Source organism: Acetobacter sacchari (assembly GCF_017377715.1).
Classification (GTDB): domain Bacteria; phylum Pseudomonadota; class Alphaproteobacteria; order Acetobacterales; family Acetobacteraceae; genus Acetobacter; species Acetobacter sacchari.
Genome location: NZ_JAFVMF010000001.1, coordinates 209607 through 221654 on the forward strand (window position 1 = coordinate 209607; position 12048 = coordinate 221654).

8 protein-coding genes are annotated in these 12048 nt (G+C 60.9%); 4 read left to right on the forward strand and 4 right to left on the reverse strand.

All coding sequences use genetic code 11. The features are described 5' to 3' along the window. Positions 1-8 precede the first annotated feature (8 nt). Positions 9-1463 (forward strand): efflux transporter outer membrane subunit, encoded by a 1455-nt coding sequence (locus tag J2D73_RS00910; protein ID WP_243429512.1) that lies wholly within the window; start codon positions 9-11, stop codon positions 1461-1463. A gap of 185 nt (positions 1464-1648) precedes the next feature. Here the strand turns inward: J2D73_RS00910 and xylB are convergent, their stop codons facing one another. Next, positions 1649-3112 carry a xylulokinase gene (gene xylB, locus J2D73_RS00915; protein WP_207878491.1) on the reverse strand — a complete coding sequence of 488 codons (1464 nt, stop codon included), beginning with the start codon at positions 3110-3112 and terminating at the stop codon, positions 1649-1651. A 201-nt stretch (positions 3113-3313) separates the two neighbouring features. Here xylB and J2D73_RS00920 point away from each other — a divergent pair, with 201 nt between their 5' ends. Beyond that, positions 3314-4642 (forward strand): CNNM domain-containing protein, encoded by a 1329-nt coding sequence (locus tag J2D73_RS00920; protein WP_207878789.1) that lies wholly within the window; start codon positions 3314-3316, stop codon positions 4640-4642. Positions 4643-4878: 236 nt separating this feature from the next. Beyond that, complete coding sequence (locus J2D73_RS00925; protein WP_408736812.1) at positions 4879-5967, forward strand: acyltransferase family protein; 1089 nt, start codon at positions 4879-4881, stop codon at positions 5965-5967. 16 nt (positions 5968-5983) lie between these two features. On the opposite strand, the gene J2D73_RS00930 is transcribed toward J2D73_RS00925, so the two are convergent. Next, the gene (locus J2D73_RS00930; protein WP_207878496.1) at positions 5984-8221 is read right to left on the reverse strand and encodes a putative bifunctional diguanylate cyclase/phosphodiesterase; all 2238 of its coding nucleotides are present in this window, start codon (positions 8219-8221) and stop codon (positions 5984-5986) included. Between the two features lie 128 nt (positions 8222-8349). Next, positions 8350-9669, reverse strand: a complete 1320-nt coding sequence (locus J2D73_RS00935; RefSeq protein ID WP_207878498.1) for a DUF763 domain-containing protein — start codon at positions 9667-9669, stop codon at positions 8350-8352. A gap of 179 nt (positions 9670-9848) precedes the next feature. On the opposite strand from J2D73_RS00935, the gene J2D73_RS00940 reads away from it, so the two are divergent. Further along, positions 9849-10772, forward strand: coding sequence for a LysR family transcriptional regulator (locus J2D73_RS00940; RefSeq protein ID WP_207878501.1), 924 nt, complete (start codon positions 9849-9851; stop codon positions 10770-10772). Positions 10773-11339: 567 nt separating this feature from the next. Here the strand turns inward: J2D73_RS00940 and ung are convergent. Then, positions 11340-12026, reverse strand: a complete 687-nt coding sequence (ung, locus tag J2D73_RS00945) for a uracil-DNA glycosylase (protein ID WP_207878504.1) — start codon at positions 12024-12026, stop codon at positions 11340-11342. Between the last annotated feature and the right edge of the window lie 22 nt (positions 12027-12048).

Sequence of the window (12048 nt, forward strand, 5' to 3'; positions counted from 1 at the left end):
GGGTTGTCATGAGAAATGCCGTCAGCGCGGTCGCGCTGGCGCTTTCGGGCTGCACGATGATCCCGAACTATCATCGTCCTGCGGCGCCGGTGGCGGCTACCTGGCCGGGGGCTTCCGGGACGGACCCCTCAGCCGCAGCGGATATGCGCGACTGGACGACGTTCTATCGCGACCCGCTGATGCAACGCCTGATCGCTTTGGCTTTGGAGAACAATCGTGACCTGCGTATAGCCAGACAGCAGGTTTCAGCGGCGAGCGCGCAGTTCGACATCGAGAACGCTGCGCTGTTCCCGATGCTTAACGGCAGCGCCGGGGCGAATATCCAGAAAGAATATTCGAAAATTCTGAGTCTGGCGACGACGGATGGGCCATTTTACACACGCCAGTACGCCGTGGGTTTCGGCCTGTCGGCGTATGAGGTGGATCTCTGGGGCCGTATCCGCAGCGCTTCCCAATCTGCGTTCGACCGTTACATGGCCGGCGCGTTCAGCCGCGAAAGCATGCGCCTCAGCGTCATCGCTGGCGTCGCGTCGTCGATGTTGAGTTGGGTCGCCAACAACGAGGCTACTCTGGTGACGCAGCATGTGCTGGAAAGCCGCCGGAACACATACGATCTCGTCCGCCAGACGGTTGCGCGCGGAACCGGCACGCAACTGGATCTGGCGCAGGCGGAAGCTCCGGTGCACGAGGCCGAAGCGAATCTGCAAGTCTACATAAGACAACGCGCGGAGGCGTTCGACCAGTTGACGCTTCTGATCGGCACGCCGTTGGACGCGTCAACGACACAGGCGCTGCAAGCGAAGACGAAGCTGGGCGATGTCGTGGACTTTCCGAACGTGCCGGCTGGCCTTCCGTCCGACCTGATCGGGCGTCGTCCGGACATCCTGTCGGCGGAGGACACGCTTCGTTCGGCCAACGACGATATTGGCGCTGCACGAGCCGAGTTTTTCCCGAAGATTCAAATTACGGCGACCAACGGAACGGCGAGCAACAATATCACGCGGCTGTTCCAGAGCGGCATGGGCGCATGGAACGTGGCGCCGCAGATCACGCTGCCGTTGTTTGACGCGGGACGCCTTACCGCCGCGCTCAAGCAGGCGAAAGCGCGCAAGCAGGAGGAAATTGCGCGCTACGAGAAAACCATCCAGACGGCCTTCAAGGAAGTGGCTGACGCTTTGGTCGGGCGTGACACCTATCGCCTGCAGCTTGAGGCGCAGGACAATCTGATTGGCGCCAATGCGCGGCAATACTCGCTCGCGCGGCAACGTTTTGATGCTGGTTACGATCCGTACCTGGACACGCTCGTCGCGCAACGTTCGCTTTATGAGGCACAGTTGGGCGGAATAACTGCGCGGCTACAGATGATGTCGAACAGCGTGACCTTGTACAAGGCGCTCGGCGGCGGATGGTCGGCGGCAACGCCCAAAAGACCGCCCACGCCGATCGGAGAGCGTATTTTTTAAGAAACATCACTTACGACAGGCGACTGTATCTGAAAACAACGGCGTAAGGGCGACGCTCCTGGGGAAGAAAAGTCCGGAAGACAATCTTCCGGGCTTAAAAACCGGAGCAATGCAGATATGTCGACTGACGATGCGCGGGGATGGACAACATGCAGTCTTTCAGCGGAGTGAGTGTGTCACACTTACTACGCCCGTCCGGACATCGCCTTGACCGCCGGATAGAGTGCTCGATAGATTTTTACACGCTCAGCGTAGGCGTCCCGAAGAGCGGCGTCGGGATTCACGGTTTCGGAACGTTCCGCCGGGAGGCATACGGTTTCCGGCGCCTCGCCCGTCACCGCCATGCGCGCCAGTCGCGCTGCCCCGAAGGAGCCGCCAAGCTCACCGTTCTTTAGCCGGTGCAATGGAATGTCTAGCGCCGCCGCCAGGATGCGTACCCAGCGCGGACTGCGCGAGCCGCCGCCGATCACGTCGGCCTCGCTCACCACAGAGCCTGACGCCCGCAAACCGTCCAGGGCGTCGCGGAAAGAAAACGCAACGCCTTCGAGCACTGCCTGCGTCATGGCTGCGCGATCGGAATCTTGCGACAGTCCGAGAAAACCGCCCCGGATGTCTGCGTCGTTGTGGGGCGTCCGTTCTCCGGACAGATAGGGCAGAAAGACAGCTTTTGACGGTTCTTCGATCCGTTCGGGCAACTCGGCAAGAAGGTCTGGCTCGTCAATCCCGCACACGCGCGACCACCACGCCAGTGACGCCGCCGCCGACATGGTGACGCCCATCTGGTGCCACATGTCGGGCACTGCGTGGCAGAAAGCGTGAACGCCGCGTTCCGTTCCCACGCGAAGACCGTCCGTGGTCGTCCACAACACGCCGGAGGTGCCGAGCGAAAGGAATGAGTTTCCGGACCGGATCGCGCCAAGCCCCACAGCCCCACCGGCGTTGTCGCCCGCGCCGCCTGCGACCACAGGCTGATCCGTCATGCCCCACTCACGCGCAAGGTCGGCCTTGACGCGCCCGGCGGGGGCGTTTCCTTCGAAAAGCGCGGGCATTGCCGTCTCACGCAATTCGCAGGCCGCCAGCGCCTCGTCCGACCAGCGACGGGCGCCGACGTCCAACCAGAGCGAACCTGAGGCGTCCGACATGTCTTCGATCATCTCGCCGGTCAGGCGATAGCGCAGCCATGCCTTGGGCAGCAGCACATGACGGGTCGCCGCGAAGATTTCAGGCTCGTGCCTTGCGACCCAGATCAACTTGGGCGCAGTGAAGCCCGGCATCGCGATGTTGGCGCAGACCGAGCGGCTTTCCGGAAAGCGTCGTTCGAACTCGGCGCATTCTTCCGTGGAGCGCGTATCGTTCCAAAGGATGCACGGCCGCAGGACCTCGCCATTCGCACCCAGCAGGACAGCGCCGTGCTGTTGCCCTGAAAGCCCGAGGCCGCGAACTTTCGCCATGGCCTCCGGCGCCTCGCGCCGGAGAGCGGCAAGCGCAGCCTGCGTGGCCGTCCACCATGCCTCGGGATACTGTTCGCTCCAGCCCGGGCGGGGCCGGGACACTGTCAGAGGCTCCGTACGGGTCGCGACCACTGCCTGTTCGTCATCGACGATAATGGCTTTGACGCCGGAGGTTCCGAGATCGAGTCCGATATACATGGCTCTTACCTCCGCATGGAGAAACGACATGGCGCAATTCACAGATTGTTGAACATAACCTCAATCAGCGTCGCCGGGAACGGGATCCCCGGGACCCGGTAAAATACCTGAACGCTGGCCTTTGACCGCGCGGACGGGGTATGCTTGCCCGGCGGCGTACGTCATTCGACGCGTCGAGCAGCTAAACCGACGGTCGTTCTTGTGATTCTCCTGTTTCTGGGCCTGATCGCCCTCGTTCTGCTCATCGCTGTCAGCATCCTGATCTCGATGTCGGAAATATCGTTCGCCGCCGCGCGTGATGTGCGGCTGCGCGCCCGGGCTGACGCGGGCGATGAACGTGCGACAGCGTTCCTCGCCCTGCGTCGCAACAGCGGGCAGGTGATGACGGTCCTGCAGATCCTGCTCAATTCGGTCGGCGTGCTTGGCGGCATGATCAGTTCGGGAATGCTCGCGCCGCCGTTGACCGACATGCTTATGCGCTGGGGATTCGTCGAAGCGTCCGCCAGCAGCATCGCTTCTGCGATCGGGTTCGTCGCAACCACGGGTCTGTTTGTCGTGTTCGCCGACCTGCTACCAAAGCGGATCGCGATGAACGCGCCAGACAGGATCGCGCTTGCGATCGGCTGGTTTCCGGCAGGCGCTCTGCGGGCGCTCTATCCGGTCGTCTGGGTGTTCTCGAAAATCTCCGACGCGTTGCTGCGCGCCCTGAAAATACCCGCCGCCTCCGCTGTCGAGCCGGTGACGCCCGAAGATCTCAGAGCCATCCTCGCCGCCGGAACGGCGTCCGGCGTCCTGCTCGAGCAGGAACATCAGATGATCCAGAACGTGCTGGGCCTGCAGGACCGCTCCGTCACGTCCGCAATGACGCCCCGTGACGAAATCGTCTTTCTGGACGTACAGGAAACGCTCGAGGCGCAGCGCGACAAAGTTCGCGTCCGACCCTATTCCCGCTATCCGCTGTGCAATGGCGGCCTCGACAGGGTGATTGGCTCGATCCGCGCAGAGGATGTGCTGGTCACGGTCGTTGATGAACCGAAGACAATCATACAGACCGGCGAACAGGCGGTGAGTCCGATATCGCGGCTTCGCCGCGACGTCCTCTCCGTGCCGGAGACGCTGAATCTGTGGGACACGCTGGCCCAGTTCGACACGCACGGGGCGGGCTTCGCCATCGTGGTGAACGAATACGGGCTCGTGGTCGGGTTGATCACATTCAAGGATATCATGGGCGCACTCATGGATGGGCTCGCCAACCCGTTCGATGAGCAGGCGATCGTCCGGCGCGATGAGAATTCGTGGCTTATCGACGGCGCGGCGCCGATCGGCGACGTCATCCGCGAACTTGGCGCGCTCGATCTTCCAGACAGCGACATCTTCGACACGATCGGCGGTTTCGTGACCCACCGTCTTCGCCGCATGGCCCGCAAGGCTGATCGCATCGACGCGGTTGGCTTCCGGTTCGAGGTGGTCGACGTCGAGGGCTTCCGTATCAACCAGCTTCTGGTCACGCGCCTGGAACAGCGCGGATAACGGATACGCGTCAAGCTGGCGAGCGCCTCCGACGTTTCAGGCGCGTCATGAAAATGACGAAATGCTCTGACAGATGCAGTTCCGTAACGATGAGCATCGTCCCTCTGGACGGTTGAGGACTTTTCGCTCCCGCGCGCGGGGATACGGATGCCGCAATGCTGAAAACCATTCGCCGGTTCGAGACTGTCAGCAGTGCGCCGGCCACTGGAAACAAAAGGCGGAATCAGGGCGTTGACGTGATTCGCGGCTTATCGATCATTCTTGTGGTGATTAATCACATGGCATTGCGTATCCCTCTCGCCCGTACAAATCTTGCATCGATTCTGCCCTCCCGCTTGCTGGAGGCGGTCGGGTCGAGCGGCCATGCCGCCGTGTTCGCGTTCTTTGTTATCTCCGGTTTTCTGATCACCCAAACCGTGCTGGGCCGTTGGAAGAGTCTGGGTGGCGTTCGTCTCGCCCAGTTCTACGCGCTCCGCGCCGCACGGATACTGCCGTGCCTTGTCGCGCTCGTCGCCGTGCTGGCCTTGCTGGATCTGATGGGTGAGCCGGATTACGTCATCACACGACCAGATCAGAGCTTGCCTCGCGCTATTTTCGCAGCCCTGTTCATGCACATGAACTGGTACGAGGGGCATACCGGTTATCTTCCGGGGAATTGGGACGTTTTGTGGTCATTGTCGATCGAAGAAGCGTTCTATCTGTTTTTTCCGTTGATCTGCCTGACGGTCGGCAAACGCCCGGCGATCTTTGCTGTGCTTGTCGGAGCGTTCGCGTTGTCGCTTCCGCTTCTGCTCGACGCGCTTTCACATGAACCGCGTATATGGCGACACAAGGCCTATGCGCCGGGAATGTCCGCTATCGCCATGGGAGTGAGCGCTGCGCTTCTGGCGCGGAAATGTCCCGGTATGAAAAGCAGCGCCTTGTTCCATCTCGCGGGATGGGCAGGACTTTGCATGACAATCCTGATGTTCCTGGCTGACGATATCCTGAGCGCGTATCTCGGTGCGGGCTGCATGTTGGTCCTGACGACGGGCGTCGCACTGCTCCTCATTGCGTTTCAGGGGGGCTGGGGGAATGCTGTGCTTACGCCCTGGACAGGTTGGGTCCGCAGATGCGGCGTGCTGAGTTATGAGATTTATTTGACGCATATGTTCGTCGTCTACACGCTGATTCGTGTTTACGCATGGAGCGGCTGCGGGCTCCGATATGTGTGGCTGTGGACGGCTCTCGCCCTCTTTGTGTCGTTACGGCTAGGTTCAATCGTTGAAAAGACGTTTTCAACGCCCGCCCGACACTGGTTTGGAAGGCGCTTGATCGCTGAGTGAAATTCGCATTGTTTCTTTATGACTCTGCTGTTCGCAGTGTTCTTTCGTGTTCCGTCCGTTCGGTCGTCAATATACGCGTTATTATGCGGGGCGGCTGCATCGCGGGGGCGTTAAGCAGGTTCGTGATGTCTTCAGCAGATCTCGGGCGCGCAAAATAAAATCCCTGTCCCTCGCGGCAGCCGTGGCGTGCAAGCCAGAGAGCCTGTTCGCCGCGTTCTATGCCTTCGGCCAAAACTTTCAGGCGAAGATTACGACACAGGCTTAGTATCGAGCGCACCACGAACTGGTCGTTGGTGGATTCCTCAATCTGCCTGAGAAAAGAGGCGTCGATTTTTATTCTATCCACGGCGAATTTGGTCAGGTAGCTGAGCGAAGCATAGCCCGTGCCGAAATCGTCCACTGCGATGGACACGCCAAGATCGCGCAGGGCCGCCAGTTGTCTGTTGGTGGAGTCCACGTTTTCGATGAGCACCGATTCCGTCAATTCGAGTTCCAGAGACGCCGGATCCACGCCCGATTTTTCGATGGCGGAGGTAACCATCTGGTGCACGTCCGCAAGGCGGAACAGGACGCCGGAAATATTCACCGCGACCCGGGGGGTTAGCCCCTGTGCGCGCCAGACGCCAATCTGACGACAGACTTCGTCGAGAACCCATGCTGTGATGGGTGCTATCAGGCCCGTTTCTTCGGCGACGGTCAGAAAATAGCCGGGGGAAAGAAGGGTTCCGTCGCGACGTTCCCAGCGGAGGAGTGCCTCTACAGCGAAAATTTTTCCGGATTTGAGGTCGAATTCCGGTTGATAATGCAACCGGAGTTCGTTGCGTCGCACCGCACTGTGCAGATCGAGCTCGATACGCATGGACGCGGCCTGCGCGTCTTCCATGTTGTGCTGGAAGAAAGCATAGCCCCTGCCGCCTCGCGCCTTGGCGCGATACATCGCCATATCGGCGCGCTTCAGAAGAGTTTCAAAGCGGAGAGCGCCCCCCCGATAAATCACGACGCCGAGGCTGCACGTAGAAAGGACGGTGCCAGGTTCCTCACGCTCAGGATGAGAGACGGCCAGCTCGAACGGTTCGTTGAAAGCGCTGAGTATCTGTTTCGCCTTGTGCTCCACAGCGTCTCTGGACGCGCCGATGTCGAGCGGGCTGACGATCGCAAATCTGTCGCCGCCGATGTGGCTCACAATGGCGGCGGGAAGAGTCGCGACAAGGCGTTCTGCGACCGCCCGCAGCAGACCATCGCCAGCCTGATGGCCCAACGTTTCGTTAATAGCCTTGAAGCGGTCGAGATCGACTGCGTACAAAGCAAACGATTGATGCTGATTCTTACGATTCAGCCGCAGGAGGTCGATCTCCAGCTTCAGCCGATTGGGGAGGCGCGTGATCTGGTCGTAGTATGCGAGGACATGCAGCTCTCGCTCCGCCGCCTTGCGCTTGGTGATGTCAAGCGATGTTATCAAAACGAGTGGTTTACTGGAGGATTCTCCGGGAGGCGTAAGGTGCAGCGGCGCCTTGGTCGTCATGAGCGTGCGCTCCACGCCTTCAGCGTCGACGAAAGTCTCCTCGTAGTGCGGGCCGGCTCGTCCGGTTTCAATCACCAGACGCGCCTGTTGCTCGGACCGCTGTTCATCGTCGCCCCATGACCGGGCGATTGTGCCCATCAGGGCGGATGCGGGCGCCCCCACCATTTCCGCATGACGGCGGTTTACGAGGACATATCGTCCCTCGGCGTCCACGGCGCTGATCATGATCGGCGCCGTATCGATGACCTGCAACAGTCGCTCATGGCTTGCACGCAGCAATTCATCTCGGGCGCGGTGGTTCGCCTTCTTCTCACGCTCCAGCGCATCGGTGCTTCGTCGCGCCTCATTCCGGCAGGCGACGAGCGTAATGAGATTGCGGGCGCGTATGAGGAATTCTTCTGGGTCTACGGGCGAATGTAAGAAATCCGTGGTTTCGGCGCGAAGCACGTTCAGTCGCATCTCTCGGTCCTGACGGCCGGAAATGACGATGATGGGTATTCCTTCTCCCCAGGCCTGGGCCCGGATGCGAGCGATAACTGCGGCCCCATCCAGATGGGGAGAACGCAAGTTTACAAGCAGGAGGTTGAGGTTTTCTGTATCCCTAAAATGAGAAATTGCGTCGTTTTCTGAAAAAAATTCCGATATTTCGGAATTCGCCTCAAAATTCATGACGAAATCGCGGGCGCGATCTTCGTTGGCGATCTGGTCTGCAGTTATGGCGATCAGTCTCATCCGCGTCTCGCGGGAGAGGCGCGTTGCGACAATACGTTACGGAAACGAACGTTCTGGCCTGTCATTCCGGCCCCGATGAGAAATGAATTTTGATGACTGTATCTTATTCTGGACCAGATAATAGACAGTTAATTACCCGTTCTCGAAGAGTTTGAACCCGACGCCATCGTGCGAGGTTCAATCGCAGTCGAATCACGGCCTTTTTCCTGAGCCGGCTCCCATCCGAACACGCTGCGGCCGCCGTATTCATGCGACGCTGCGCGTTCGGCTCGCACGAATGTGTTGAAGTCCGGTCCCGATGCGCGCCGCTCCAGTCGTCGCGCTTGTTCATCCAGCCTCCGGAGGGCCTCCAGACGCTCGTCCTGCCCAAGCTTCGCCGATTCCATTGCGGCTTTCAGAACCGCAAGCGTGTGATCGTAGACTCTGGTCGGAACAGGATAAGGATCGCGATCTTTCCCACCATGTGCGAGCGAGAAGCGGGCAGGGTCGGAAAAGCGGCAGGGCGCGCCGTGGATCACCTCCGCCACTGCGGCGAGCGCGTTCACCGTTCGTGCGCCGACGCCGGGGGTCAGCAGCAGTTCCTGGAAATCCTGAGGCCCCCTGTCGGCGGCTGCAGCCAGCGCACCGTGAAGGCGGCGCATGACCACGTCCGTCTCCCTGACGTCGTGGCGCTCCGGCATCGTCAGGTGCGGCAGCAGAAGCTGCGGTTCATCGTGGCGCGCTGTCGTCGCGCCGGTTTCTCCGCGCAGCAAGGCGACCTCTCGCGTCAGTCCGTCGGGGCCGAGGTCGGACAACAGTGAAAGTTGTGCGTTGCGGGATGCGTCGGCGCGCCTGTCAGCAAGGTTGACGATCGCGCCGCGCGAGGGACCATCGATCGCGGCGTGCGGGTCATCCAGAAAACTGCTCAAACCCTCTGAAAGCCAGTGATAGCGGCGTGCATAGCGGGTCGCGTCGTTCATGCCCTGCTGGATCACGACCCAGCGCCCGTCATCCGCCACGACAAAACTGTGCAGATATAGCTCGAAACCATCCTGCAGGGCGGCGCTGTCCACCTTCGCCACCAGCCTGCTTGCGCGAGCCAGCGCGCCCCCGTCCAACCCGGTTCGCTCGCCAACGGCGGCGAGTTCGTCGGGAGTTCGCCGCGAATGCCGTCCTCGGCCGCCGCATACATGGAGCCCGAGTTCCTCGGACAGCGGCTCAAGGCCGCGCTTGAGCGCGCCCATGACGCTGGTGGTGATGCCGGAGGAGTGCCAGTCCATGCCCATCACGGCTCCGAAGGACTGGAACCAGAAGGGGTGCGCGAGTCGTCGAAGGAATTCGTCCCGACCGTAGTGGTGGATGATCGCCTGTGCGATCACGGCGCCGAGCTTGCTCATTCGCGCGCCGAGCCACGCTGGAACGCGCCCCCCGTGCAGCGGCAAATCGGCGCTTCCGGCCCGGCGGGTCATGGGTTTTCTCCCTGGTCCAACGGGGCTGCCGACAGAGCCTCGGTATCCCGGCGAAGCTCGCCCATCGTGTCGCAGCGCGCAACCCCGCGACGGTGGCTGCATTGGTGCGGCGACGAAGATGGGATAATGAATTTTGGCGTGTGGGGCTCCCGGACGTTGCATTCGCCGGAGGCCAAACGATGAAGCTGCCTGATTTCGAAGCCTGGGCGATTTTCGCGAAAGTCGTGGAGTTCGGTTCCTTCGCCCGTGCCGCGAACGAACTGCGTCTCTCCAAGCCGACCGTCTCGAAAGCGGTGTCGAGGCTGGAGCGGGACCTGAACGTCTCCCTGTTGAACCGGACGTCTCGACAACTGGCGCTGACCGAGGCCGGACGCCATGCTCTGGAGCACGCCAACCGCATTCTGGCCGAGGGAGAGCGGGCGGAAATGGAGGCGCGGGAAGGCGCCTCGGCGCCGCGCGGACTGGTCAGGATCGCGGCGCCCATGACGTTTGGCGTCCAGCATCTGGCGCCCATTCTTCCTGATTTTCTGGAGGCTTATCCGGAAATCGACGTGGCGGTCGATTTCAGCGATTCCCTGATCGACCTCGTCGGCGGCGGCTACGATGTCGCGGTGCGAATTGCGTCTCTGACTGACTCCTCATTGCGGGCGCGCAGGCTTTGCGCCGTCAGACTGCTGCTGGTCGCAGCGCCCGATTTTCTGGATCGCCAGGGCGGACCGACCCATCCGGCTCAACTCTCTGACATCCAGGGAATGGTCTACACCAATGTCGCAGCGCCCGGCGTGTTCAAGATGCGCCATGTCGATGGCGAGGAATTTGTAGTCCAGCAATCGGCGCGCCTCAGCGCGAACAACGCGGAAGCCTTTGCGCCAGCGCTGCTACGTGGCCTTGGGCTGGCGTTTCTGCCCGAGTTCATGGTCTGGAATGAACTGCAATCGGGCCAACTGGTCCACGTTCTGCCCGATTGGAACATCCCGCCGATCGCACTGCATCTTCTGACGCCTCCGAGCCCGTTGCGGCCAACGCGCGTGTCCGTATTGCTCGATTTTCTGGCCGAACGTTTCAGGGAAGCGCCATGGGCGCGCCCTCTGCCGACGCGCTGAGCAGGGTGAATTTCTTCCCGCGCTGAGTGACGTCCGACAGGTCCGTCAATTGTAAAAGAAGACTCCAACGTCAAAGTGCAAGGCACCTAAACGGAAACGCTCACGGGCTAAATAATTGCTCCCGAAACAGTTATGCGTTTTCGCCGCATTCGGATGGCGTGCTCAGTTGTTCCCGCTTTAGAGGCGATCTTGCGCCGGTCGTTATGATGCGCCGCTGGTGACACATGGAAATTCGCAACACAGGCTATTCCTCATTGTCGGGTCGGCGGTTTTTCTGCCTTTATGCGATCTGTGGAATATGGCGGGAGGCGGCGCGGGTGACCTCATGCGATTTCATGTCAGTGCGGCTGTAACGTTACGATCCCACAGCCGAACAGACCGCAGACGTTGGCGTCCCTGCGGCGTGGCTTATCGAAGATGATCTATCGACAACTCCCCACTTGATCGCGCGTCTTCTCGTGGGAGGCGGCAAAACCAGGGGCGACAATCCGGCTTCGTTCCACCTGTGCGTCGAAACCAGATTCCTGCTCGGAGCCTAAGCACGCACCTCCGTGCCGCACCGGTCCCTTATCCCAGGGCCCAGTTCACCGGCGCGATTCCATGCTCTTCAAGAAATGCGTTCGCCTTCGAAAAATACCGACCGCCAAAGAAGCCGTTATGTGCGGATAGCGGCGACGGGTGCGGCGCCTTGAGAACCAGATGCTTTGTGGCGTCGACGAACGCAGCCTTTCGTTGCGCATACGCGCCCCACAGGATGAACACCGCGGGCTGTTCCTGCTCGTTCACTCGCGCGATCACCGCGTCTGTGAACTTCTCCCACCCTTTGCCCTGATGCGACGCTGCGCGCGCCTGTTCGACGGTCAGCACGCTGTTGAGAAGCAGAACGCCCTGTCGCGCCCAGCCCTCCAGATTGCCGTGTCGCGCGGGCGTAATGCCGAGGTCGGTGTTCATTTCCTTATAGATATTGACCAGCGACGGCGGCACGCGCACGCCTTCGCGGACCGAGAAGCAAAGCCCGTGCGCCTGCCCTTCGCCGTGATACGGGTCCTGGCCGAGAATGACGACTTTCACCGATCCCAGCGGCGTCAGATCCAGCGCCCGGAAATACTCGGAGCCTTTGGGGAAGATCGCTTTTCCGAGACGCTTTTCCTCAAGGAGAAAGCTCTTCAGCGCCGTCATGTAAGGCGCTTCGAACTCATCCTTCAGAGCGGTCTTCCACCGCTCGTCGAGCTTAACGCCCGTCACGTCGTTCATGTCTGCCTCTCGATACAAAAAA

Coding starts and splice junctions, on each gene's coding strand:
- J2D73_RS00910 (WP_243429512.1), top strand. CDS start 9: ATGAGAAATGCCGTCAGCGCGGTCGCGCTGGCGCTTTCGGGCTGCACG.
- xylB (WP_207878491.1), bottom strand. CDS start 3,112: ATGTATATCGGACTCGATCTCGGAACCTCCGGCGTCAAAGCCATTATC.
- J2D73_RS00930 (WP_207878496.1), bottom strand. CDS start 8,221: ATGAGACTGATCGCCATAACTGCAGACCAGATCGCCAACGAAGATCGC.
- J2D73_RS00935 (WP_207878498.1), bottom strand. CDS start 9,669: ATGACCCGCCGGGCCGGAAGCGCCGATTTGCCGCTGCACGGGGGGCGC.
- J2D73_RS00940 (WP_207878501.1), top strand. CDS start 9,849: ATGAAGCTGCCTGATTTCGAAGCCTGGGCGATTTTCGCGAAAGTCGTG.
- ung (WP_207878504.1), bottom strand. CDS start 12,026: ATGAACGACGTGACGGGCGTTAAGCTCGACGAGCGGTGGAAGACCGCT.